Below are 26748 nucleotides of genomic sequence, written 5' to 3'. Positions count from 1 at the left end.
CCAATCTTGATTGATTCAGAATTATTCCTCCTTAGTTCAGTCGGTAGAACGGTGGACTGTTAATCCATATGTCGCAGGTTCGAGTCCCGCAGGAGGAGCCATTTCCTTTTGGTGAGCTTTTATTTATCTCCTTTGATAAAAGTTCCTATTAAGCCAGAAGTTTTAGCCCAAATTTCTTTGGGCTTTTATTTTTTCTATTTTATTTTTTTCCAAGCCATATCTCTATTTTCTTTAATCCGATATAATACCGACTTTTATTTGATATTGGAAATTTGTATGCTTTTACCCTGTTTAGCTATTATTATCGGATTAATCCTATTAGTTTGGTCAGCGGATCGCTTTGTAGATGGTGCAGCTGCTACTGCACGTCATTTTGGTATGCCCCCACTTTTAATTGGTATTGTTATCATCGGATTTGGTACGTCCGCTCCTGAAATGGTGGTTTCTGCTATATCCGCTGTTGACGGTAGCCCAGGCATTGCATTAGGTAATGCTTATGGTTCTAATATTACCAATATTGCACTTATTTTAGGACTAACTGCCTTAATTAAGCCTGTTTTAGTACATTCACAAGTGCTTAAACAAGATCTGCCACTACTCATTTTTGTTACTGCTATTTCTGCCTATCTGCTCTATGATATGCAAATCTCTCGCCTTGACGCATTAATTTTAATCGCTATTCTGGCAATCTATATGACATGCACAATTTGGCAAGGTTTACGTAATAAAAACAATGTATTACCTGAAGAATTACAACACCAAAAATATATGTCTTTAAGTAAAGCCCTTTTCTGGTTATTGGTCGGTCTAATTCTACTTATGGCAAGTTCACAATTATTAGTTTGGGGAGCCGTTGAAATCGCACATTATTTTGGTGTGAGTGATTTAGTGATCGGTTTAACCATTGTGGCAGTTGGTACATCTCTACCAGAATTAGCATCATCTATCGTGGCTGCTCGTAAAGGCGAAGTGGATTTAGCGGTAGGCAATATTATTGGTTCAAATTTATTTAATACCTTAGCAGTGGTAGGTATTGCTGGCGTAATCCACCCAATGCAAGTGGAAAGTGCGGTGCTTTCGCGTGATGTTTTGATTATGTCCGCTCTCACGGTTGCTTTATTTATCTTTGGCTATTCGTTTAAACAACAAAACGGACATATTGGGCGGTTTAAAGGATTGTTATTATTGATTAGTTATATTGCCTACAATACTTACTTATTTTACACCGCAGTTTAAATTCCATTTCCCCTGTAAAAACAGGGGATTTTTTAGCCTAATCGTTCTAATAAAAGCTGTTCTAATTGATTTCTCTCTTGTTCATTCAACGCCTTATTGTGTTGATTTACCAACATAAAAAAGTCTTCCGCTTTAGCCCCCACGGTGCTAATTTTGGCATTGATAATATTTAATTTTAACTCATTAAATACCTGACTTACTTCTGCCAGTAAGCCTGCTTTATCCAAGGCAAATAATTCCATCTCAGTATGATTAGCTTTTTTCACATCTAAAAAACGCACATCAGTTTTAACCTGAAAATGGGTCAATTTAGGATTGCTTAGAATAGACAATTTCGGTAATTTATCAGAATGTAACACGGTCATTATGTTTTTTTCCAAGTCACGGCGGCGATCAAATTTCAGTAAATTGCCATTTAATTCCGTCACGATAAAGGTATCCATAGCATAACCATCAATACTCGTGCTAATTTTTGCATTGTGAATACTTAATTTCTTTGCCCCAATGGTTGCTACGACTTTATAAAATAAATTCGCCTGATCCTGACAATACACAAAAACTTGCGTTCCTCCCTCTGAAAAACGGTTACTGATTTTAACTAACGGCTGTTGACTGATATTTTCCAATAACTCAATATGCCACACCAATTCTTTCGGCGTATGGCGTAAGAAATAATCATCTGAACAACGTTGCCACAAAGCATTAATTTGCTTAAGATTCGGTTGAGCTATCATCGCCAATGCTTGCTCACGGTGTTCTGCAATGGCTTTTTGATTATCTAACAACTGATCCATACCCTGATAGAATTGTTTTAACGTAGATTGATATAAAGTGCCAAACAATGCTCGTTTCCAACTGTTCCACAGAGTTTGATTAGTGGCACAAATATCTGCCACGGTTAAACACATCAATAAATCTAACCGCACTTTATTTTGTACTTCTTCGGCAAATGCCATCACCACTTTTGGATCGTAAATATCTCGACGTTGTGCCACGGTTGACATTAATAAATGCCGTTTGACTAACCATGCCATAGTATCAATTTCTCGCTTATCAAAACCATGTTGCATAGCAAATTGTCGCACATCTACTGCCCCTAACTCGGCGTGATCGCCACCTCGTCCTTTCGCTATGTCATGGAATAAGGCACTAATATATAACAATGTACGGTCAGCAATGGCTGGGAATACCTCACTACAAATAGGATAGTCATTTTGACTTTCCGTTTGCAAGAAACTTTCCAGCTTTAACAACACTCGCATAGTGTGTTCATCTACGGTATAAACATGAAATAAGTCAAATTGCATTAACCCTTCAATACCTTGCCATAGCGGAATATAAGCAGTTAGTACGCCATATCTGTGCATCGGCACAATAGCTCGGTTAATAGCATTAGGTTGTGAAAATAAACGTAAAAATTTTTCCCGAGCCAGAGGAATATCACTCAAACTTAGCGTCCGTTGGCTTAGGGCAATTTGTAATTGACGTAGCGTAGTGGAATGAATTTCTGCTTGTGTTTGCTGAGTGAGATGATAAAACAAATCTAAAATTGTTTCGGGCTGACGGATAAAACAATCTTCCTCTACAAGGCAAATAGCGTTATTTTGTAATAGAAAATGCGAATCCAATAAAATATTAGCATTTTGCACCGCACTTTTTTCCGCTAAAAAATGCTCACGATAATGTTTGGCGAGAATATCACTTAAACAAGAAATGGTTTGCAAAGCCTGAAAAAAGCATTTCATCAGTTGCTCAACGCCAGCATTGCCATTACCTTGATAACCCAATAATTCCGCTACTTTCACTTGGCGATCAAACAATAAACGATTATCGTAGCGTTTTAAAATCAGATGCAAAGCAAAACGTACTTTAAACAAAAATTGTTGATTGAGTTTTAATAGCTCATATTCTTCGGGATAAATAAAGCCAGCTTGTAGAATTTCTTGCAAGGTAATCGCATTGGAGTGGCGTAATGCAATCCAATAAATCAAATGCAAATCACGCAAACCACCAGGGCTGTATTTTATGTCTGGTTCAAGATTATAGCTAGTATTATTATAGCGTTGATAACGTTGATCTTTTTCTTCTAGTTTAGCCTTAAAAAAGGTTTCTCTTGACCAAAAGTCAGGTTGTTGTAAAAGTGCGGTTAATTTTATGAAATTTTCTTGTTTACCACATAAATAACGGCTTTCAAGTAAATTCGTAGCAATAGAAATATCTGCTCGCCCCTCGCTATTACATTCTGCTAAAGTGCGAACACTCGCCCCTACATCAAATCCGCAGTCCCATAAAAATTGAATAAAATCGGTGATCTTTCGTTCGATTTCTGGCTCATTTTCCTGTTCACTTAAAATCAGAAAATCTAAGTCAGACAAGGGAAACATTTCTTTACGTCCATAACCGCCCACTGCAATTAAGGTTAATGCCGTTTGATCGAGCTGAAAATGCTGCCATAATTGACAAAGTAACTGATCACAAAATAAAGTGCGGTGCGAAATCAGTGAATTTACATCACTTTGAGCAAAATTCGCAAGCTCTTGTTGCTTAAGATCTTCTTTTTGCTGTTTAATATCGGTTGGGGTGAGGTTGAAAAGCATAGACATATTTTCTTATTGCCCCTACATAAAATTGGAATATTACTGATTCACCATAATCCGAGCAATCCGCCCTGCTTTTTCTTCTTCTTCACGAATGGTCATCACTTCACAACCATTATCAGTCACCACAATTTGGTGTTCATATTGAGCGGAATGGCTACGATCCTTAGTTTTTACTGTCCAACCATCGCCCATTAAGCGAACATCTTTTTTGCCTGCGTTAATCATCGGTTCAATAGTAAACACCATGCCTTTTTGCAACACTACACCGCCATCATCTGCATAATAATGCAATACTTGCGGTTCGCTGTGGAATTGATCACCAATACCGTGACCACAATATTCACGCACCACGCTAAAGCCTTGTGATTCAGTATATTTTTGTACGGCTCGCCCAATTTCATTTAAACGAATACCTGGTTTTACCACTCGTAAACCTACATAAAGGGCTTCTTGAGCCGCCTCCACTAACTTATGGCTACGAATATTAGTTTCACCCACAATATACATTTTGGAGTTATCACCATAATAACCGTCTTTAATCACTGTCACATCGATATTTAAAATATCACCATTTTTCAGAATTTTGTCATCACTTGGAATACCATGACAAACCACTTCATTGAGTGAAATACAGGTAGCTTTTGGGAATCCGTGATAATTCAAACAAGCTGGAATAACTTTTTGGACATTAATCATATAATCATGGCAAATACGATCTAATTCACCCGTACTCACCCCTGCTTTAATATGTGGCTCAATCATCACTAAAATATCAGCAGCTAATTTACAGGCTTCACGTAATTTTACAATTTCTTGTTCTGTTCTTAATGGAATAGCCATTTTATCTCTCTTTATCTAAAAAATACCAAAATATCGTTTATATAATAGCACTAAACCTGATTGAAATAAAAATATCCTTGAATGAATTAGTCGGTTATTAGATAATGGCAAAAAATTTTTATTGTGGGAAAGTGTGATGTCAGATATTTCAGTACCAATTAATTTTACCGATGCTGCGGCAAACAAAGTCAAGGCATTGATTACCGATGAAGAAAATTTAGCACTAAAATTACGTGTATATATTACAGGTGGCGGTTGTAGTGGTTTCCAATATGGCTTTACCTTTGATGAGAAAGTCAATGATGGCGATCTCACCGTAGAAAATTCAGGTGTACAATTAGTGGTAGATCCAATGAGTTTACAATATTTAATCGGTGGTACGATTGATTATATTGAAGGCTTAGAAGGTTCTCGTTTTGTAGTACAAAATCCTAACGCATCAAGCACTTGTGGTTGTGGCTCGTCATTTAGTATCTAATCATCTTTTTTAAATCCATGGATTTCCAATTTACTTATTATCAAGGCAATGTGATCGCAAAATGTTCAATGGAACATTTTGCGGTGGCAAACTGGTTTAATGCGGAAATTCCAAATAATTCTCAATTAACTTTCACCGCACTTTCACTAATTCAACAAGCGAAATCCTTTACTGCCGAACAGGAAACGCAACTCATAGGCAAAGAATATAGCTTATTTATCAATGGGGAGGAAGTGATGATTCGTGCTAATAATTTATCAATAAATCATGAGAATGAAGAGCTAGAACAGGATTTCCATTATTATGATGAAGAAAGTATGGCGTTTTTAGGATTAGAAGATTTTGAGCGGTTTTTAACATCTTATCTTGAATTTGTGAGATAACTGAGCTGACATTAGAGCCTATACCAAAATTTGTGTAAATACCTGTTTCTGAGATAATAACCAAAAACAGGTATTTTCATTATGAATGAACAACAAATTAAATTATTAGCGAATGAATTAGCTAAAAACCTCAAAACGCCAGAAGATCTCAATCAGCTTTCTCGCGTGCTGAAAAAAATCACCGTGGAAGCCGCTCTCAATACTGAGCTTACAGAACATCTTGGTTATAAGAAAAATCAGCCAAGAAAGGCTAAAAATAGCCGAAATGGTTATAGTCAAAAAACCTTGCTCACCGATGAGGGAGATATTGAACTTAACATTCCCCGAGATCGTGAAAGCACCTTTGAACCCCAAATTATTAAGAAAAATCAAACTCGCATTACGGGTATGGATGAGCAAATCATTGCCTTATATGCCAAAGGGTTAAGTAATCAAGAGATTGTTGATTCGTTTAAGGAATTTTATGATGCCGATGTTTCATCTAGCCTAATTTCTCGGGTGACTGATTCAGTCAAAGAACGCATTATTGAGTGGCAAAATGAACCCCTTAATGCGGTGTATGCCATTGTTTATTTGGATTGTATCGTGGTGAAAGTTCGCCAAGACGGACGCATTATCAATAAAGCCGTGTTTGTCGCTCTTGGTGTGAATCTGGACGGACGCAAAGAGCTGTTAGGGCTGTGGATTGCCGAAAATGAAGGGTCAAAATTTTGGTTAAACGTACTAACCGAGCTTAAAAATCGTGGCGTACAGGATATTCTGATTGCTTGCATTGATGGTTTAAAAGGCTTTCCTGAAGCGATTAATACTGTTTTTCCTGAAACGAAAATTCAGCTTTGTATCGTGCATATGGTTCGTAATAGTTTGAAATATGTCACTTGGAAAGATTACAAAGCCGTGACAGGGGATTTAAAGCTGATTTATCAAGCACCTACGGAACAGGTAGCCCTACAGGCACTGGCTAATTTTGAGCAAAAATGGCAAGCAAAATACCCATTAATCGCCAAAAGCTGGCAGACTCATTGGGCGAATTTAGCCACGATTTTCAGCTATCCTGACGATATTCGCAAGGCAATTTACACGACAAATGCGATAGAATCGTTAAATAGCGTGATTCGACGAGTGATTAAAAAACGAAATGTCTTCCCGACAGACGAATCCGTGATTAAAATAGTCTGGCTTGCGATTAAAGATGCGTCTAAAAAATGGTCAATGCCAATCCGAAATTGGCGAGCAGCATTGAACCATTTTGTGCTAGAATTTGGTGATCGCTTAAATGATCACCTTTAAGTGAAATTGGTGTTTACACAAAATATGGGATAGGCTCTGACATGGGCGTATGCTATACACCCCAAGCCTAATCTATTACTTTACGCCTACTTTACAAACGGATTATTCAATTTTTCCTGACCAATGGTCGTATGTGGACCATGCCCAGGTAGTACTAACATATCATCAGGCAATTTATACATTTTTTGCTTAATTGAATTAATCAAATCTGTATGATTTCCACCAAGTAAATCTGTACGACCAATACCTTGTTTGAATAACACATCGCCAGTAAATGCAATTCCCTCTTTGTGTTCAATAAAACCAATATGCCCAGGTGCATGACCAGGTAAATGTAGGATCTCAAATTCAAACCCCGCAATTTTTAAAATTTCCCCCTCGTTGTCTAACCAACGATCGGGTTCAAAAGCATCAATTTCAAATACGCCAAACTGACGGGATTGTTGTGGTAAAGCCGCAAATAAAATCTTATCCAAGGAATTTGATCCAATAATTTCTACATTAAAATGCTGTTTTAACTTGGTTGCCGCACCAACATGATCTAAATGTCCATGAGTGATTAAAATACCTTGCAGATCTAAACCATTTTGTTCAATACGCTTAATTAATTTTGGGGCTTCACCACCAGGATCAATAATGGCAGCTTTCTTCTCATCATTCCAAATAATTGAACAATTTTGCTGAAATGCAGTAACAGGGATAATATCAATATTCATTTTTGCAACCTTAAATAAAAACAACAAAACCGCCAAACTGCGGTTCTGTTTCTGAGAATTTTAATTTTTTACGAGCCATGCCAAGTCCGCACAGGACCAGTATCCACATGGACAAAATTACTTCTTGGATAATAACCCACGCCACCATTATTTAAACGTTCCGCACTCGCTTTTACTTTAGCTAATGGCACACCTTCAATACGAAAATCTACCGCTTGACCTTTAATATGATAGCTATTTGATGCTACACCACGAGAATGCCTACGCAAATTATTATTTGTTGCCTGCGTACGATAACCTGAAATAATTTGAATTTCAGTATTACGCAACCCTAACCCACCTTGAATATTATATAATTTAGTGAACAAATTAGGATCCATTGAACGAGCTCGGTTTAAGTGCCAATCACGCATAAACCAATTTAACTTTTGTAACTTGATATTAGAGAACCCTTTACTTTCAGAAAATTCTGAGCTAAATATTTCTCCAGTATTAATATTTCTTAAACGCAAAATTCGTGGTTTTGGTGTGGAAACTACCGCTAGTACGGAGTTAGGAGATAATGTAGCCGCTCCCAGTACGATTCCACCTAAAGCTAACCACTTGCGGCGACTATGGTTAATTTCTGTCATTTTTAATTCTCTATTTTTGTATATATGATTGTTAATTAGAGTAGTATTACTCTCTTTAGTTCAAAAAGCATAGGGTAAATACAGCTTTTTCCCTATAACTATTTAAAGATATTTCCGTATGGTATTCCAGTTAATATAACTTGGTGCAGCATTTAGCCTATCATAACCATAAATATCTGGCAGTGTTTGCACTTTTCCATTTTCAACCCAAGTCGTTACATAATATAAATACACAGGGTTATTTGATTGAATCTGTACTGATGTGGTTTTCTTACTTGCCAACACAGTTTGTTTTTTATCCATTGACCAACCAGCTTCTTTTAACAATATACTAGCCAAATCATCAGATTTAGCCACTCGCACACAGCCTGAACTCAATGCTCTTGATGTTTTGTTAAATAAACTATGATTCGGGGTATCGTGCAAGTAAATTGCATCTGAGCTTGGCATATTAAACTTAAAACGCCCTAATGCACTATCGTCCCCTGCCTTTTGGCGAATCCGAAACGGCACTGATTTACTGTTCACATATTGCGACCAGTTTACACTATGGGCATTGATTTTATTTCCTCTACTATCAAAAATTTCTAAACTTGAACGTTCTGCATAGCTAGGATCACGAGCCAATTTAGGCACAATATCTTTGACCAAAATCGTATTTGGTACATTCCAAGGTGGATTCACTACCACATTGCTTAATTTACTATACATCACAGGGGTTTTGCGTGCTTCTTTACCCACGATAACACGAGAATTTAACACTAATTTACCGTCACGATAATAATTTAATTGATAACTCGGAATATTCACAAAAAGACCATTCTCAAAGCTCGGAATAATACGTAAACGTTGAGCATTCAGTGCTAATTTATATAATTCAGCACTTGATTGTTTCTTATCTGTGGCAAGATCACTTGATATACGCTGTAAGGTTTCCTGATATAACTTATTGCTTGATGATAATTTATTCACGAAAGCTAAACTTTCATTATTTTCCACCGCAGTTAACCAATTAACAATTAACTCATCAGAGGGTTTATCGACTTTATAGTTATTTTGTGAATATAACCAACTTTGTGCTGATGAAGACACATTATTGGTGTAATACATATAACCTAAAAAAGCATCTGTTAATAAAATATCATGTTGAATATTTTCAACTGGTGTTGAGCTGATAGCATCTAAGGATGTAGCCATGTTACGAGAAATTCCACTCGCCACTAAAGCCGCATATTCATGTAAAAATTTCTTTTTAGCATCCTCATCTTGCCAAATCGGTGCGAATTCTCTCATCGCATAAATCTTCGCTAATGTAGAATTAAACTGAACAGGCTGATTCTTCATTAACTCCGTTAATTTAAGTTCTGCTTGTTGCTGTTTTTCTAATTCAATACGCTTTTGCTCTGCTGCTTTCGCTTCTGCAATTTGCTGATTAGCCTGCTCCACATTGATGCTTTCTTTCCGATCTACATTAGTATCCGAATTAAAATAATCCGATACTGTACAACTCGCACATAAACCAGAAATTAAGATCAACAATGGTGCAAACTTAAAACGTTGCGTTTTTACTTTCATTCAAAATCCTTAAACTCAATCAAAATACACCGCACTTTCATACTTTTATCACCCTAATTTAACCTAAAATGCAGTCTTTTCTGTTTTTTCTTTAACATATTGAGAATTATTTTCTACTGGTTTAGATGTTTCTTTATTTGTATTTTCAACATTAAATTTAACCAAATCGGCTGCCATTTTTTCAGTTTCTTTTAAGAAGAAATCGGGAGCTTCATAATCTTTTGGTAAATCATCAATATTTTTTAAAGCTTTTTTACCTTCTCTGGCAAACCTTGCATTCAAATCTTTTAAACGTCTTGCATCATCTTTATCATGTTCCGCTTTACGTTCCTGATAATTTAATGACAAGAATTTACGCTCACGACGTTCATCACGAATTTTCAGATCTTCATTTAATGCTATAAATTCTGGATCTTTGGCAATACGTTGCAAATGTTTTTCATTTAAAACTGCCACCACACGGCGAGCATTATCCACTTCGGAATAAGTCGCTGCTGGAATTTTATCCCATGGTAATGCGTTATCTTCTTTTTCTTCACCATTTTCTTTAGTATCAATAATTTCTGGATATTTAATGTCCGCTGCAACCCCTTTCAACTGGGTGCTTCCACCATCAATACGATAAAATTTCTGAATTGTATATTGAATAAAACCTAACGGTTCTTGGCTTAAATCATATACAAAATTCAATGAACGACTTTGTTGCACTGTCCCTTTACCAAAGGTATTTTGCCCTACAATAATAGCACGGTTATAATCTTGCATAGCAGCAGAGAAAATTTCCGAAGCTGATGCACTATAACGGTTAATCATAACCAATAATGGACCTGAGTAAACTTGTGCATTATCTGGATCTTCGTGTACGCGAATACGATTATAAGCATCACGCACCTGAACAACAGGACCATCTGAAATAAATAATCCGCTTAATTCAACCGCTTCTGTTAACGCACCACCGCCATTTTCACGTAAATCAATAATTAATGATGTCGCTTTTTTGCTTTTCATCTCGGTTAATAATTTACGCACATCCGCAGTCAATCCGATATAAAAGGTTGGAATTTTAATTACCGCAACATTTTCACCATTGACTTTTGTTACAGTTAATTTGGCTGCACTATCTTCAATCCGTACTTTATCACGTACTAAGGTAATAATTTTATTTTTTCCGCCTTTTGCCGGCTCAATTTCTAAACGGACTTTACTGCCTTTTTTACCTTTAATCTTATCAACTACATCTTCTAAACGCCAACCAACCACATCTTCAATCTTACCTTTTTCTTGACCCACACCAATGATTTTATCACCTGCTTTTAATTTTTTACTACGAGCAGCTGGAGCCCCAGGTACAAGAGATTGAATGATAGTAATATCATCTTCTTGACGCAATGTTGCACCAATACCTTCTAATGATAAATTCATACTTTCATTAAAACTTTTGGCTACACGTGGCGATAAATAGCTAGTATGTGGATCAATTTCTCGAGCAAACGCATTCAAATAAAGCTGAGTAATATCATCCGCTTTAGTTTGAGTTAAACGGCGAATAGCTAAATTATAACGTTTAACTAATGTTTTCTTAATTTCTGACCATTTTTTATCTTTGAGTTTAAGCTCAATAATGTCATTTTTAACTCGTTGTTCCCATAATTTATTCGCATCTTCCGCAGTTTTTGCAAAAGGGGCTTTTTTACGATCGATTTCAATCTGCTCACTGGTAGTTAAATTAGGCTCTTTGTCTAATAAGGATAACGCATAAGCATAACGTTCATAACGACGCTGTGTCATCAAATCATACATAGCAAAGGCAATATCTAATTTACCCTCATTTAACTCATCATCTAATTGATTTGCGTATTTTTCCCGCAGTTCATCAATATCCGATTGAATGAATAAATTATGACTATAATCCAAAAGATCCACATAGCGATCAAAAATCTTTTGCGAAAATCCATCATCTAATTGAAATTTACGATAATGTGATTGGGTTAAACGTGTTGTTACACGTTTTGTTGCCAATGAATTTTCTTCGGTCGCTTGTGGTAATTTAATATCACTTGATTTAATACTTGGTGCAACTGCATTGACTGCTCCAGAAAAAAATACTGTTGCAAGCAAAGCTGAAATATAATTCGTTCTGATAAACTTCATTTTGACTTTCCTAACAAAAGAAAAACATCACTTAGCTTAACTAAGGATGTACAAATGCCGTAATTCATCTTCTGATGACTACGGCATTAAGATTTTATTATGCAAATAAACGATTGGTCGCCACATTCATTACTAAGCCATTATTTAATTGAACACGAGCAGAATCTTTAACGATCTCTAAAACAACCACATTTTTTACACTCTCACCCATTTTCATTTTAACCTGACCGCCTTGTTTTAAATTATCATGAGAAGCTGTCGTTAATGCTAACCTAGGTTTACTTTGACGAGGAATCGCTGTTTTTTTGTTGAATATCGTTGTTTTTTGTTTTGGCTTACGAGCAGGGCGTTTTTTCATTTTCTCTTTTGCTTCTGCTTGCTCTGCCGCACGTTTTTCTGCCACTTTTGCTTTCGCCTCAGCTAACTGCTGTTGAGCATGTTCAACATGTTGTTGTTCTAGCAAACCTGCTGGATTACCCTGTAAATCTACACGTTCTACACCTAAACGACAACCATACAAATAACGCCAGTTAGATGTGTATTGACGTAACGCATAACGTAATTGTGTTTTGCTCACATTTTCATCATCAGCTAATGCTTCACATAAATCTTGGAACAAACCTATTTTTAATGGTTTTGCTTCACCTTCTACACTAAAACAAAGGGGAAATTTCTCAGCTAAATAGGCAATAATTTCCTTGTTTGAACGTTTTACCGCTGTCACTTGAGTTTCTTGTTGGCTAACTGGCTGTGCATCTATTTGTGCTATTTGTTCTGTTGTCATATATAAAATCTTAGAATAAAAAATATGTTGCATTTTACCGCATTTTAGCAAATATACGCAATCATTTATGGATAAAATTTCAGGCGTAATAAATTTTCAATGTTCATTCGCACAAAAATATTGACAATTTTTGACTAAACCGATATTTCTATACTATTCAATTTTTAATTTACTTTTTTGGAGAACATTTTATGTCACATTTATCTATAGCCAAATTCGGTGGAACCAGTGTCGCAAATTATCCTGCAATGGTGGCTTGTGCTAATATCGTTATCGCTGATCCTAATACTCGAGTCGTAGTCTTGTCTGCTTCGGCTGGTATCACTAATTTATTAGTTGCATTAGCTAATGGTGTTGATAGCACACAACGTGAAAAATTGATCGGTGAAATCCGTCAAATTCAAGAAAATATTTTAACCTCCCTACAAGACGATTCCCTAGTTCGACCTGAAATTGAACGCCTATTACACAATATTGAATCCCTCTCGGAAGCAGCCAGTCTTGCAACATCCCCAGCTTTAACTGATGAATTAATCAGCCATGGGGAAATGATGTCAACTCACATTTTTGTGGAAGTCTTACGAGAATTAAATACTCAATCTACGTGGATTGACGTTCGTTCGGTTGTAGCAACAAATAGCCACTTCGGTAAAGCTGCACCAGATGATGAATTAACCAAGAAAAATAGTGACAATATTTTAAAACCATTAATTAATCGTGGTGAATTAGTCATTACACAAGGTTTTATAGGCAGAGATCCTGAGGGTAAAACCACTACTCTAGGTCGTGGTGGTTCCGACTATTCCGCCGCCTTAATTGCTGAGGTATTAAATGCGAAAGATGTTTTAATTTGGACAGATGTCGCTGGCATTTATACAACCGATCCTCGCATTGTGCCTAATGCTCAACGCATTGATACCATGAGCTTTGCCGAAGCCGCTGAAATGGCAACTTTTGGAGCAAAAGTATTACATCCAGCCACCTTATTACCTGCCGTACGAAGCAATATCCCTGTCTATGTTGGTTCAAGTAAAGCTCCACAAGATGGCGGCACTTGGGTAACTCGAGATCCACAACCACGCCCAACATTCCGAGCCATTGCATTACGTCGTGATCAAACTTTATTGACTCTTTCAAGCCTTAATATGCTCCACGCTCAGGGATTCTTAGCCAATGTATTCAATATATTAGCCAAATACAAAATTTCTGTGGATACAATCACAACTTCAGAAGTCAGTATTGCATTAACCCTAGATAAAACTGGTTCTGCTTCATCTGGGGCAGATTTACTTTCGAATGATTTACTTGCCGAATTGAGTGAAGTCTGTACAGTTAAAGTAGATACAGGATTATCTTTAGTTGCACTTATCGGAAATGACCTACACATTGCTTCTGGTGTAGCAAAACGTGTATTCACCGCCTTAGAACAATATAATGTAAGAATGATTAGCTATGGTGCAAGCACTAATAACATTTGTACATTAGTACCTAGCCAACAAGCAGATGATGTGGTGCGAGCATTGCATAAAGAGTTGTTTGAGTAGTTTTACTCAGTACGAATAAACATAAAGAGTTGGTTATATCAACTCTTTATGTTTGCTATTAGTGTACTTATTGTTTATCGCTTGCCACCAATCTTGATTATCCAAATACCACTCCACTGTTTTACGCAAGCCAGTTTCAAAGGTTTCTAGCGGTGTCCAGCCAAGTTTTTGCTTCATTTTGGTTGCATCAATGGCATAACGTTTATCGTGTCCAGGGCGGTCTTGCACAAAGGTGATCAGCTCACGGAATGAGCGAATTTGTGCAAAGTGCGGTGCAAATTTGGCGAGTTTCTCGCTGCCTTTTAGGCTATCCAAAATATCGCAAATGGTTTCCACCACTGTTAAGTTGGTTTTCTCATTGTGTCCGCCGATATTGTAGCTTTCGCCGATTTCGCCTTGGCTCAACACCAAATGCAAGGCTCGGGCGTGATCTTCCACAAACAACCAATCCCGAATTTGATCGCCTTTGCCATAAATCGGCAACGGCTTGCCGTGAATGGCGTTTAAAATCACGAGTGGAATGAGTTTTTCAGGGAAATGGAAAGGACCGTAGTTGTTAGAGCAGTTGGTCAAGACCACTGGCAAACCATAGGAACGATGCCATGCTCGCACCAAATGATCGCTTGACGCTTTGGACGCAGAATACGGGCTACTCGGGGCATAGGGCGTGGTTTCGGTGAACAAATCGTCCGTGCCGTGCAAATCACCAAACACTTCATCGGTTGAGATATGGTGAAAACGAAACGTCGCTTTTTTCTCGCCACTCAAACCGTTGTAATAATGGCGAGCGACTTCCAAAAGCGTATAAGTGCCGATAATATTCGTTTCAATAAAGGCTGCTGGTCTATCAATAGAACGATCCACATGGCTTTCAGCAGCTAAGTGCATCACTGCATCGGGTTGATGCTCCGCAAATACACGCTCAAGAGCGACTTGATTGCAAATATCCACTTGCTCAAAGGCATAGCGAGGGTTGTTGGAAACGCTTTTAATTGAGTTTAAATTGCCAGCGTAGGTAAGTTTATCTACATTGATTACGCTGTCGTTTGTGTTGTTAATAATATGGCGAACCACTGCCGAACCGATAAAGCCTGCACCGCCTGTTAAGAGAATTTTCATTTTGTATTTACCTTTATAAAACTCAATTCTCAATATTATCACTACACAAATCTAATTGGAATACTTCTCTTGCCACACCAAATCACAAATCCCATCTACAGGATTAAAACTTGCTGGAAATGTCAATAACAATTCTCTTACTAATTTTACATCCGCATTTATACAAGCATTTTTTAATTCGATCAACAATAAATTTAGTTCATGCCAATCAAGCATTATTTCTTTTGCCGTCATAATACGTGGGTGAGAACTTTTTGACACATTATCGCCAATCAACAATTCTTCATAAAGTTTTTCCCCAGGGCGTAATCCTGTAATTCTGATTTCAATACCATTAGGATTTTCAACCGATTTTTCTTTCATTCCCATGAGCGAAATCATTCGTTTGGCTAAATCAATGATTTTCACCGACTCTCCCATATCCAATACAAACACATCACCACCAACGCCCATTGCTCCCGCTTGAATGACTAATTGGCTAGCTTCTGGAATCGTCATAAAATAACGTGTGATTTCAGGATGCGTTAAGGTAACAGGACCACCTTGCTCAATTTGTTTTCTAAACAACGGTACAACCGATCCTGAAGAACCTAGCACATTACCAAATCGCACCATACAAAAACGTGTTATAGATTGTTTTTGTGCTTGTGCTTGTAAAATCAGTTCCGCAATACGTTTAGTTGTACCCATTACATTAGTTGGACGAACTGCTTTATCAGTTGAAATCAAAATAAAACTTTCAACGCCAGTTTCAATAGCAGATAACGCACAATTTAACGTACCGAAAATATTATTTTTCACACCCTCAATCATATTATATTCAACTAAAGGAACATGTTTATAAGCTGCTGCGTGATAAAGCGTATTGATACGAAACGCGGTCATCACATTCACTAAATGCTCTTTATTTTGAATTGTGCCTAAAATCGGAATAAGCTGAATATCTAACTGCTTTTGCTTAATTACTTCTCGAAGTTCAGCTTCAATGGCGTACAAACTAAATTCATTGAGTTCAAATAATACTAACTTTTTCGGACGTTGATTGATAATTTGACGACTCAATTCTGAACCAATAGAACCTCCCGCCCCTGTTACCATTACATTTTTATCCACAATATTGGCTTTTAATAAATCGTTAATCGGTTTAACAGGATCTCGCCCTAATAAATCATCAATCGATACTTTATTTAAAGTAGATAATTTTGCCTTACCTGTAATCAACTCTTCCATTCCTGGAATAGACAATACTTCGCAAGGAAGTGCGGTTAAATTTTCGATAATTTCTCGGCGACGACTCATTGATACACTTGGAATAGCTAATAAAATTTGTTTTACATTGTATTGAGCAATTAGCTTTTCTAAGTTCGCAGGTGAGTAAACCGTAATTCCGTACAGAATTAATTTATGTAATTTATGATTATCATCAACAAATGCCGCGACAAAATAACCGTTCATTTGGTTTAAAGTAGTTAATAATTGACGACCTGAATCACCTGCACCATAGATAATTACAGAGATACGAGAATCTCGTTCAATATTTAAAATTGTTCTGAAAAATAGTCTGGAACCAACAATCAACAAGACTAAAATCATAAAATAAATGACAGGTACGGTACGAGGAATTGTTACTTGAAGAAAATAAGCACCTAATAAAACCGCCGAGAGTGAAATCGTTGTTCCAATTAACACTGTTTTTAGAATCTTAATTGTCACAAAACGTAAAATCGCTCGATATAATCCCAGTCTGATAAACGTAATTAGACTAACAAAAATAACAAAACTAAGGACTATCCAATGATTAGATTCGTATATTGGTTGACTACTATCATAACGAATCCCTAATGAACCAAAATAAGCGATACTAATAAAAACAATATCCATAATTATGGTAATAAGTCTTTTTACCATTCTTGGCAAATTAATTAAATACTCAAACATTTTTGTTCCTAAATCTATTTCAAGCGATCCACACGCTTTTCCCTAAATTTATTTCATGTGATCGCCTGCATCCCTTGCTAAACCTATTTCATCCGATCGCCCGCGTCTTTCCCTAAATCTATTTAACGCGATCGCCTGAACCCTTTCCTAAAACAGTGACAATAATATAATTAAAATATTTCTTCAATGTGAGGTTTTGAATCATATTTTGATCCGTTTCTGCTAACAGCTCGGGAGTGGACATGTCAATTTCATTAATTTGAGCTAACCCTGTAATACCAGGGCGTACTAAATATACACCGCGTTTCTCACGTTCTTGTATCAATTCTGGCTGATTAAACAAATTCGGACGCGGTCCTACAAAACTCATATCCCCTAGTAATACATTCACCAGCTGTGGTAATTCATCTAACTTTGTACGGCGTAAAAATGCACCAAACTTGGTAATAGAAGAAGTACTGGCTAAATGTGATGCTACCGATGCAGTATCTTTATGCATAGTACGGAATTTATAAAGTGTAAATGGCTTTTTATCTTTACCCACACGCTCTTGTATAAAAATCGGTGAGCCTGTATCAAACAGACCTATAATATACAATATAAGCATCACTGGGGAAAGACAGACCAGTCCTAATAATGAAAATGAGAAGTCAAAAAATCTTGTCATTGTGGGTTATTCCTACTTTGGTTCAATAAAATCTGAAATATTTATATTTCTGCGTTACTCTAAATAAATGGTATTTTTTTCAAATCGCTCTTTTGCTTCTACTAATGCTTGATGTAAACGTTTTTCTAGTTGTGCCTTAGGGGGTAACTCCGTCCAATATTCTGCAACTAAAATACCATCTTTATGCATTTGTAATAGTTCTACTTGCTCTCTGCTACTTTCGGCACAAAGGATCAAACCTATCGGTGCTTCTTCAAATTCTTGACGTTCGTATTTATTAAGCCAATTAAGATAAAGCTCCATTTGCCCTTTATCTTTAGCTTTAAATTTACCTAGTTTTAATTCTACCGCAACTAATCTTCTTAATTTACGATGAAAGAACAACAAATCAAGGTAAAAATCTTCTCCGTCAATAATCATTCGTTTTTGGCGTTCAATAAAAGTAAATCCATTACCAAGTTCCAAAATAAAACACTCTAGTTCTCGTAAAATCGCATCTTCAAGATCTTTTTCTAGATAATCGTTCTCTGACTACAAACTAAATTGGCATAGAAAAATTTTGCTTCTTTTGTTTTTAACGGTAATAACTCAACACAGTGCGACCAACTTAATTTAGTACAAAAAGGTTGAATCTCACTAAAATCAGGAAATTGCTCTGAAAATTGCATCATACGCCGAACGTTTCGTAAGGAAAAATTGCGACCAAATCTTTCAGTCAATTGTGTCGATACTGTCGACACAATTTGTTTGCCATAAGCAGCCCGCTCTTGATTCAATATTTCACTATTGATACGCTGACCAATTTGCCAAAAAAGTCTAATTAATGAATAATTTGCATAATTCACAACGCTATTTTGAGAATGCTAAATCAATTCAGAAAGTTCATCTACAAGTGTTTTTTCTATTATCATCACTTAACTTCCAGCACTACTTGCTTTAAAACTTAAAATCGTTTTTTCCAATCCTTCTGTTGCCGTAACGGGTAACTTTTCAATGCCTAAGGCTTGCTTAATTTTTTTATTACTCACCACATAACTTTCCGTTAATTTTTTCAATCTTTCTGAATTAAGTGGTAACGGTAATATATCCCCAAATTTTACCAAAGTTTTAATTATCCCTGTCGGTATAAACCATAGCTTAGGTTTTTTATCCAATGTTTTTGAAATTAATGTAATCAGCTCATTAGTTGATAAAGTTTCATCATCTGCAAAATGATACACTCCCGATGCTAAATTATCTTTCAATAACATCTGCCCAATCAAAAAATTCAGATTATCAATGCTTAGAAAAGAGCGTTGATTATGAAAACTTGCCAAAAACCAAGGAATACCTTTTTCAACCACTTTATATAATAAATTGAGATTACCTTTATTGCCTGCACCGTGAATCATACAAGGACGAATGATAAACAAACGTTTTCCAATAGGTAAAGTTTGGCTTAATAAAAACTGTTCAGCTTCAAACTTAGATTTACCATAAGCGGTTAATGGATTAGGTGTTATGTTTTCATCTACCACATTATCAGCTGTATCTGCTACCGCTTTTACGGAACTAAAATAAAAGAAATCCCGAATATTAGACTGCAAAAATTGTTCAAATAATGCGATAGTCAGATCTCGATTAACCTTGAAATACTCAGCTTCATCACTGGTATTTTTTGTATCGTGTGCTTTACCAGCCAAATGAATAATGGCATCCGCATCTTGGTCTAGATCTTTCTTCCAGTTCTCACTACGCAACGAAAGTGCGGTGATTTTATAAGGACTTTTTGCAAAATATTGTGTTAAGTTTTGACCAACAAAACCTGACGCACCTGTAATTTGGATAATCATTTATTTAACCTTAGAATACCTTAAATTTTCTTAATAATTGCAATGATTTTACCCACAGCCGTAGATTCTGAGTAATACTGTTGCAATATTGCTCGTGGTGAGTTTAAGTTATACTGATGATCTAATAAAACAATCTCATCTAATAATTGAGCAATCTCTGATGTATCTTTGGGATCAATCGTCCAGCCTGTTTTATGACGATTTACCATATCTGCCACTTCACTACGCTGATCCAAAATTGCCAACACAGGTTTATCTGCTGCCATTGAAAAATAAGTTTTACTTGGCACACCTAAGCCAAGCATACCTTCTGCCAAAGTAACTAAAGCAATGTCCCCAGTATTTAGTCCAAGCGATTTATTACTTTGTCCTATTGAGCCGTAGTAATGCACATTAGGGTTATTCATATTACTAATTTTGTTTTTTAATTGCTCAACGTACGCACCCTCACCCACAAATAAAAATTTAGCTTTGTCATTATGTTTCATCAGCGGTACAGCATCTAAAATCGTATCAATACCTTGCATACGCCCAATATTACCAAAATAATAAAAAATCGTATCTGGCGAATGTTCCCAACCAATATTTTTTAGCAGGTCATTATCACTTCGTTTCTGTACTAAAATATCCGATTCATCTATCCAATTTTGTACAATATCTATATTGTCTTTATTGGTTTTAGATGAAACTAATTCCTGCATATCTTTACCAATCACGATAACTCTATCGGGTTTAGCATATACTCGATCAAATATCTTTTTCAGAATTTTATAAAAGAATTGATCACTTTTTAAAATTCTAGCGGGTACTAAGTTTTCAGGAAATACATCATGAACCAACAAGATCCATTTGAAACCGATCATTTTTTGTAATACCGCAATAACAACTAACAGAAAAGTCGGTGTAGTAGCAGAAAAAACAATATCGTTTTTGCTTACATTACTAAATATTTTACTTAGAAATGCAAAAGATAACATTACTTCAAATAATGCTCTTTTAATTAGACTACCCCTGTTTTTCTTAATCGGGGGACGAACATAAATAGCATTATCTTGTTTAGGAATATTCCCATCTTCTGTAACAATAAGTTTTAAATTCAACTCATCATCTTTACTTAAAGCATTACATAACTTCTCAAATAAATAGCCAGTGGTATTTTGAGTAGAATGATAATATTCGGTAACTACATATACTGTCTTTTTCATAGAAAATCTTAATATTTTTTCCAAATCACACGGTTAACATAGTCAGTATAACTTAAAATAATACGAGCGACTTTTTCACTCACATTTGGCATACTGTAATCTTCAACTAAGCGTAATGAACGCACTTCATCACGTTGTTGGTGATCTAAAATAGACAACCCTTGCAACACACGTTCTGCGGTTAAACCGACCATCATTACGGCAGCTTCTTCCATTCCTTCAGGACGTTCGTGTGCTTGACGTAAATTTAATGCTGGGAAATTCAAAATAGAAGATTCTTCATTGATTGTACCACTATCAGACAATGTTGCTTTGGCGGAAAGTTGTAAGCGATTATAATCACTAAAACCCAATGGTTTAAGTAATTGTACTAATGGATTAAATTCAACATTTAATGCTTCAATTCTTTTGCGTGTACGTGGATGCGTAGAAACAATGACAGGAAGTTGATATTTTTCCGCTACGGCATTTAACATATCCACTAACTCTAAGAAATTTTTATCCGAATTAATATTTTCTTCACGATGAGCGCTCACCACGAAATATTGATGCTCTACTAATCCTAATTTACTCAAAATATCGGAAGCATTAATTTTGTTTCTATAAAAATTAAGCACTTCAAACATTGGACTACCTGTTTTAATCACTAAATCAGGTGGCAAATTTTCAGCAATTAAATAATCACGAGCAATCGTGCTATAAGTTAAATTAATATCCGCCGTATGATCGACAATTCGGCGATTAATTTCTTCTGGTACACGCATATCAAAACAGCGATTCCCTGCTTCCATGTGGAATGTTGGAATTTTACGGCGTTTGGCTGGTAACACAGACATACAACTATTGGTATCGCCTAAAACTAATAATGCTTCAGGTTGGACTTCTTCTAGCACTTTATCTACTGCAATAATCACATTGCCAATAGTTTCTGCCCCTGTTGCACCCGCTGCATTTAAGAAATAATCAGGCTTACGAATCCCTAAATCCGTAAAGAAAATTTCATTTAGTTCATAATCATAGTTTTGACCAGTATGTACTAAAATATGTTCAAAATATTGATCGCACACTGCCATTACTCGAGATAAACGAATAATTTCAGGGCGAGTTCCAACTACTGTCATTAATTTTAATTTTTTCATAAAACACTCATTTATTATTAAACGGTTAAAGGCATCACATAGGTATCTGGTTTTTCACGGTCAAATATTTCATTTGCCCATAACATCACCACCATTTCATCATCGCCAATATTAGTAATATCGTGAGTCCACCCAGGAACGGTTTCCACAATACGTGGTTCATCACCAGTGGTTTCTAACTGATAATATTCACCCGTAATCAAATGCTTAAATTTGAATAAAGCCTTACCCTTAATCACCAGAAATTTTTCTGTTTTAGTATGATGATAATGTCCACCACGTGTAATTCCAGGGTGAGCGGTAAAATAAGAAAACTGCCCTGCTGTTGGGGTTTTCAACATTTCAACAAATACACCTCTCTGATCGCCATATTTAGGCACGGCATAATCAAATTGTTTTGGCGATAAAAAACTTAAATAGGTTGAATATAATGCACGTTTTAAACCAACACCAACTTCATCAGTAATTAAGGTCTTTCTGGAATTTTTAAAATCCTGCAATGTTTGTGCTAATTGACCGACACTAATTTGATATTCAGGTTCTACACCAAAGATTTGAGAATTCGGTTTGTATGTACCTTGAATAATATACCAAAAGGTTTCCACCACATCATCAATATACACTAAACGGATATTCGCATTTTCATCGTGAATTTCTATCGGCAAATCATTGGCAACGTTATAACAAAAAGTCGCCACTGCCGAATTATAATTCGGTCTAGACCACTTACCAAACACATTGGCTAAACGACAAATGTAAACAGGATTCCCTTGGGTTTGGTGTAAATCAATTAATGTTTGCTCACCCGCTAATTTACTTTGACCATAAGCATTATCACGTTCTGCCTGAATTGAAGATGAAATAATAACAGGTGTTTTCAAATGATGTGCTTTAAGAATAGAGCAAATCTTATCCGTCAATCCAACATTGCCATCAATAAATTCTTGTTCATTTTGCGGACGATTAACCCCAGCAAGATGGACGATCCAATCGGCAATTTTAACCTTTTCTTCTAACTCTTGAATAGTGGATTCTTTACTATATTTCAGAATCTCAACATCTTGTTTTTCTACCAAAAATTGGATTAAGTTTTTAGCAATAAAACCATTTGAGCCTGTAACCAATATTTTCATTATTAAGCCTCTGGGGAAATATATTCGCCATCAATATAGGAACGAATAAATGCTAATTTTAATAGCAGTTGTTTCATTCCCTCTACATCTAATTGCTCGGTGTTATCTGAATTATAATCTACAAATTCTTTAATTTTCACATCACCATTTTCAACATATTTGCCGTAATTTAAATCACGTTGATCGGCTGGTACTCTAAAATAATCCCCTTGATCGATCGCACAAGCTCGTTCTTCTCGGCTTAACAATGCTTCAAACGCTTTTTCACCGTGGCGAGTACCAATAATATCAATCGGATGATTAGGCACATTTAATAGTTCCGTAATCGCTTTCGCTAAGGTTTCAATCGTTGCAGCTGGTGCTTTTTGCACAAAAATATCGCCATTTTCACCATTTGTAAACGCATAAAGCACCAAATCTACCGCATCATCTAAGGTCATCATAAAACGAGTCATACTCGGATCGGTAATGGTAAATGGTTTATTGGCACGAATTTGATCGACAAACAACGGAATCACCGAACCACGCGATGCCATTACATTACCATAACGTGTACAACAAATCGTTGTGCCTGTACCTTCTAAATTGCGAGATTTCGCCACAATCACTTTTTCCATCATTGCTTTAGAAATCCCCATTGCATTGATAGGATAAACGGCTTTATCGGTGCTTAAACAAACGATACGTTTTACTTTATTTTGAATCGCTGCTTCTAGCACATTTTCTGTACCCAACACATTGGTTTTCACCGCTTCTAATGGATAAAATTCACAAGACGGCACTTGTTTTAATGCAGCTGCGTGATAAATATAATCAACACCACGTGTGGCATTTAATATACTATTATAATCACGCACATCACCAATATAGAATTTCAATTTTGGCGAGTTGTATTTTTTACGCATATCGTCTTGTTTTTTCTCATCGCGACTAAAAATGCGAATTTCACCGATATCAGTGGCTAAAAAACGTCTTAATACAGCATTCCCAAATGAACCTGTACCGCCTGTGATTAATAAAGTTTTATCTTTGAACATAAATCTAATCTCTCTATTTGGTTAAATAACGTCTGATAATGGAAAAATATTTCTCCGCTCTACGACTAGCATTAGAAAAATTCATCGCATAATGTTGAGCTTCCTTGAGTTGCTCAGAATATAATTTTTCATTCATATTGGCATAGTATTCATAAATAACTTTAGCAATAGAATCTGCATCATTTGGATCAAAATAGCTCGCATAATCCTTGCAAATATCTCGCACAAAGGCACGATCTGAGGCAAATAATTTTTTCTGCATCACCATTGTTTCTAGCGGTGTTGCAGAAAAACACTCCAATAAACTTGGGAAAATCATTGCATCCATCTCTTGATAAAAATATGGACACTGTACTACATCTAATGACCCCACGTTATAAATACTCTGCCTAAAATCAGCATCTCTTGCCTGCCATTCTTGTTCATTTAGCGTTACATAAAATGACACTTGCATTTTATATTTTTGCAATAAAATTTCTTTAACTCTCGGTAAAATTCCAATGTTTTTATGTGGATAATCTCTACCTAAAAAACCAATCTTAATTGTGTCTTCAACGTTTAATTGATTTAGAATCGGGATGGCTCGCCATTTTTCAGCTTCATAATAGATATTTGAAACAGTGTTATAAGCAATTTCTATCTTATCTGCTGTTTGAATATGCTGGGCAATCAATCTCTGCTTTACGTGTTCTAATTCAACAACCAAACAATCAGCTCGCTTAAAAAAAAGTTTCTGAAGGAAAAATTTTAATTTATTTTTTATGGTATTAGACCAATTCAGTAATTTATAAACATCATTATTTGGATAAATTATCCAAGGTTGAGCAAATCCAACAATACTAATGCCTTTTATAGGGTAATAACAAGGACCAAAAACAGTAAAGACTATATCAAACTCATCAAAAAAATGTTTATTAGAGAGTACGCCTTTTAAACCAAAAGTATCTACCACTTTATAATTATTTAAGGCTTTTTTCTGCTCTGGCAGCAAGTTTTTATCTACATCACTAGAAGCCCAAACAGATAAATCAAAATCAGTGATATTCATTTTTCCCAACTCAGATAAAAACGAACTAGCGACTTGAATCGCTCCGCCATAATGTAAATTTGTTGCATTTATCAGTATTTTTTTCATCTCAAATTACCCATTCTTTTGGCTATAAGATATGACACCACGCCTGCCATAGCAACACTGGTTGATGATAACAAATCTCCTCGTTGCATAAAGAAAAACCAAGCACAGCAGAATATTCCGAAACCGTAATCTAATGAATTCGTACTTTTTAATAAGCTGGTATCTATTTTTTTCATCATATAACCCAATGCAATTGAAAAAGCAATCATTCCGACCGCACCAAAATTAACATAGCCTTCTGCAAAATAAGGCATAGAAATATTGTTAAATGAAAATCCATATTTTTCAGCCATTGCATAACCACTACCAAAAGGTTTATCAGCCCACATAGTTCGTGGCACAAAAAATGTAAAAGGTGCAAGTAGCTGATAGCCATAGGTTATAAATTCTAGCTTTATAGCACTCATTAAATTTTGATAAGCATCAAAATGCCCTTCTTTCAGAAAATCTAAGTCACTTAATAAGCTTATCCCGTTATTACTATCAAAATATCTAAACTGGTTAAGAAATGGAAATACAATAAATAAGGATACAATTAGAGTCCCAAGCATTGCTAACGAACGTTGAAAATATGGAATAAGCAATACCAATATAGGAATATAAATATAAGCCACAAAAAATCTAGGAATACCTAATGGAAATGCACAAAACAAAACTAATATTAGAATTAAAAATTTACCTATACCTTTGCTATCTATAAATAATAACAGCAAGAACATAGGAAGAAACCTTGCTAAATTAACTATTACATTCCATAATGGATTGCCTTTTTCCAAAGTAGTTACATCATCATCCGAAAAACCCCTAAATATTAGGTTCATTATATTCCAATCTTTATCATAAAAAACGATAAATGAACATATCAAACATAAAACAAATGATATACCATATAATAAATATAGCGAAGTGTCTTTTTCATATTTCAAATTTATATATTTTTGATTACTATCTTTTGTAAATTTATATGACAAAAACAACACTATATACGAGATTATTAATAATATATTGGTCCAAAGATAATCATCTTTATCAAAAATAAAACTGACCCAAATATGTATATTTTCACTATATTGTAGCCAACCTGCAATACCGAAAAAAATAAAGTAAAATAAAAAAACAAAACCTATCGTATTCACTCGAGATTTCATAGTAAATAAAAGCAATGTTAATATTACAAAATTAGACAATAAGAAAGAAATACCAACATAATCAAATGAAAAATCATAAAATACACCGATAACAAAAACAAACAACAACAATAATATATAAAAAATTATATTTACTTTATGGATTCTCATCTAGTATTCTCTTTTC

The 26748-nt window shown here is 35.6% G+C and carries 24 protein-coding genes and 1 tRNA gene; 6 read left to right on the top strand and 19 right to left on the bottom strand.

Translation table 11 applies throughout. The annotated features are described in order from the left end of the window. Positions 1–25: 25 nt before the first annotated feature. A tRNA-Asn gene (locus O1Q81_RS05375) sits at positions 26–101 on the top strand. Between the two features lie 175 nt (positions 102–276). Then, positions 277–1236: a calcium/sodium antiporter gene (locus tag O1Q81_RS05370; RefSeq protein ID WP_386696394.1), complete on the top strand. Its 960-nt coding sequence runs from the start codon at positions 277–279 to the stop codon at positions 1234–1236. Between the two features lie 32 nt (positions 1237–1268). On the opposite strand, the gene glnD is transcribed toward O1Q81_RS05370, so the two are convergent. Then, a complete protein-coding gene (glnD, locus tag O1Q81_RS05365; RefSeq protein ID WP_386696392.1) occupies positions 1269–3833 on the bottom strand; it encodes a bifunctional uridylyltransferase/uridylyl-removing protein GlnD in 2565 nt (854 codons plus the stop codon). A 39-nt stretch (positions 3834–3872) separates the two neighbouring features. After that, the gene (gene map, locus O1Q81_RS05360) at positions 3873–4676 is read right to left on the bottom strand and encodes a type I methionyl aminopeptidase (RefSeq protein WP_386685676.1); all 804 of its coding nucleotides are present in this window, start codon (positions 4674–4676) and stop codon (positions 3873–3875) included. Between the two features lie 136 nt (positions 4677–4812). On the opposite strand from map, the gene erpA reads away from it, so the two are divergent. The 3 genes from erpA (at position 4813) to O1Q81_RS05345 (ending at position 6827) form a co-directional block, all read left to right on the top strand. Continuing rightward, a complete protein-coding gene (erpA, locus tag O1Q81_RS05355) occupies positions 4813–5154 on the top strand; it encodes an iron-sulfur cluster insertion protein ErpA (protein WP_386685673.1) in 342 nt (113 codons plus the stop codon). Between the two features lie 17 nt (positions 5155–5171). Further along, entirely contained in the window at positions 5172–5537 is a 366-nt protein-coding gene (locus tag O1Q81_RS05350) for a YacL family protein (RefSeq protein WP_386696390.1), read from the top strand. A gap of 81 nt (positions 5538–5618) precedes the next feature. Next, positions 5619–6827 carry an IS256 family transposase gene (locus O1Q81_RS05345; protein WP_386696388.1) on the top strand — a complete coding sequence of 403 codons (1209 nt, stop codon included), beginning with the start codon at positions 5619–5621 and terminating at the stop codon, positions 6825–6827. Between the two features lie 86 nt (positions 6828–6913). On the opposite strand, the gene O1Q81_RS05340 is transcribed toward O1Q81_RS05345, so the two are convergent. From O1Q81_RS05340 to proQ, 5 genes are all read right to left on the bottom strand, one after another. Continuing rightward, a complete protein-coding gene (locus O1Q81_RS05340; protein WP_386693588.1) occupies positions 6914–7543 on the bottom strand; it encodes an MBL fold metallo-hydrolase in 630 nt (209 codons plus the stop codon). Positions 7544–7611: 68 nt separating this feature from the next. Then, complete coding sequence (locus O1Q81_RS05335; protein ID WP_386696386.1) at positions 7612–8175, bottom strand: DUF882 domain-containing protein; 564 nt, start codon at positions 8173–8175, stop codon at positions 7612–7614. 102 nt (positions 8176–8277) lie between these two features. Then, positions 8278–9750 (bottom strand): L,D-transpeptidase family protein, encoded by a 1473-nt coding sequence (locus tag O1Q81_RS05330; RefSeq protein ID WP_386696384.1) that lies wholly within the window; start codon positions 9748–9750, stop codon positions 8278–8280. 63 nt (positions 9751–9813) lie between these two features. Further along, positions 9814–11901, bottom strand: a complete 2088-nt coding sequence (prc, locus tag O1Q81_RS05325) for a carboxy terminal-processing peptidase (protein ID WP_386696382.1) — start codon at positions 11899–11901, stop codon at positions 9814–9816. Between the two features lie 97 nt (positions 11902–11998). Next, positions 11999–12625, bottom strand: a complete 627-nt coding sequence (gene proQ, locus O1Q81_RS05320; RefSeq protein WP_386698615.1) for an RNA chaperone ProQ — start codon at positions 12623–12625, stop codon at positions 11999–12001. A 251-nt stretch (positions 12626–12876) separates the two neighbouring features. Here proQ and lysC point away from each other — a divergent pair, with 251 nt between their 5' ends. Then, positions 12877–14229, top strand: a complete 1353-nt coding sequence (gene lysC, locus O1Q81_RS05315) for a lysine-sensitive aspartokinase 3 (protein ID WP_386696380.1) — start codon at positions 12877–12879, stop codon at positions 14227–14229. Positions 14230–14262: 33 nt separating this feature from the next. On the opposite strand, the gene rfbB is transcribed toward lysC, so the two are convergent. The 12 genes from rfbB to O1Q81_RS05255 all read right to left on the bottom strand — a co-directional run bounded on the left by rfbB (position 14263) and on the right by O1Q81_RS05255 (position 26732). Then, the gene (gene rfbB, locus O1Q81_RS05310; RefSeq protein WP_386696378.1) at positions 14263–15348 is read right to left on the bottom strand and encodes a dTDP-glucose 4,6-dehydratase; all 1086 of its coding nucleotides are present in this window, start codon (positions 15346–15348) and stop codon (positions 14263–14265) included. Between the two features lie 51 nt (positions 15349–15399). After that, positions 15400–17286 (bottom strand): polysaccharide biosynthesis protein, encoded by a 1887-nt coding sequence (locus O1Q81_RS05305; protein WP_386696376.1) that lies wholly within the window; start codon positions 17284–17286, stop codon positions 15400–15402. 118 nt (positions 17287–17404) lie between these two features. Then, entirely contained in the window at positions 17405–17953 is a 549-nt protein-coding gene (locus tag O1Q81_RS05300; protein ID WP_386690152.1) for a sugar transferase, read from the bottom strand. Positions 17954–18007: 54 nt separating this feature from the next. Further along, the gene (locus O1Q81_RS05295; RefSeq protein ID WP_386696374.1) at positions 18008–18418 is read right to left on the bottom strand and encodes a PDDEXK nuclease domain-containing protein; all 411 of its coding nucleotides are present in this window, start codon (positions 18416–18418) and stop codon (positions 18008–18010) included. 47 nt (positions 18419–18465) lie between these two features. Further along, entirely contained in the window at positions 18466–18798 is a 333-nt protein-coding gene (locus tag O1Q81_RS05290) for a DUF1016 N-terminal domain-containing protein (protein WP_386696371.1), read from the bottom strand. Between the two features lie 69 nt (positions 18799–18867). Continuing rightward, positions 18868–19785, bottom strand: coding sequence for an NAD-dependent epimerase/dehydratase family protein (locus O1Q81_RS05285; RefSeq protein WP_386693571.1), 918 nt, complete (start codon positions 19783–19785; stop codon positions 18868–18870). Between the two features lie 20 nt (positions 19786–19805). Then, entirely contained in the window at positions 19806–20990 is a 1185-nt protein-coding gene (locus O1Q81_RS05280; protein ID WP_386693569.1) for a glycosyltransferase family 4 protein, read from the bottom strand. An 8-nt stretch (positions 20991–20998) separates the two neighbouring features. After that, entirely contained in the window at positions 20999–22129 is a 1131-nt protein-coding gene (gene wecB, locus O1Q81_RS05275) for a non-hydrolyzing UDP-N-acetylglucosamine 2-epimerase (RefSeq protein WP_386690138.1), read from the bottom strand. A 17-nt stretch (positions 22130–22146) separates the two neighbouring features. Continuing rightward, positions 22147–23262, bottom strand: a complete 1116-nt coding sequence (locus tag O1Q81_RS05270; RefSeq protein WP_386698587.1) for an NAD-dependent epimerase/dehydratase family protein — start codon at positions 23260–23262, stop codon at positions 22147–22149. A gap of 2 nt (positions 23263–23264) precedes the next feature. Continuing rightward, on the bottom strand, positions 23265–24299 hold the full coding sequence (locus O1Q81_RS05265) for a polysaccharide biosynthesis protein (protein ID WP_386690133.1): 1035 nt from the start codon (positions 24297–24299) through the stop codon (positions 23265–23267). A gap of 13 nt (positions 24300–24312) precedes the next feature. Next, positions 24313–25434 (bottom strand): glycosyltransferase, encoded by a 1122-nt coding sequence (locus tag O1Q81_RS05260; protein WP_386690131.1) that lies wholly within the window; start codon positions 25432–25434, stop codon positions 24313–24315. After that, positions 25431–26732 (bottom strand): hypothetical protein, encoded by a 1302-nt coding sequence (locus O1Q81_RS05255; protein ID WP_386690128.1) that lies wholly within the window; start codon positions 26730–26732, stop codon positions 25431–25433. The genes O1Q81_RS05260 and O1Q81_RS05255 overlap by 4 nt, the downstream gene beginning before the upstream one ends. Positions 26733–26748 lie beyond the last annotated feature (16 nt).

Origin of the sequence: Lonepinella sp. MS14436, assembly GCF_042470565.1 — a bacterium.
In the GTDB taxonomy this organism is placed as follows: Bacteria; Pseudomonadota; Gammaproteobacteria; order Enterobacterales; family Pasteurellaceae; genus Lonepinella.
Note: the sequence above shows the minus strand (reverse complement) of the source record. Positions and strands in the feature narration are given on the sequence as shown.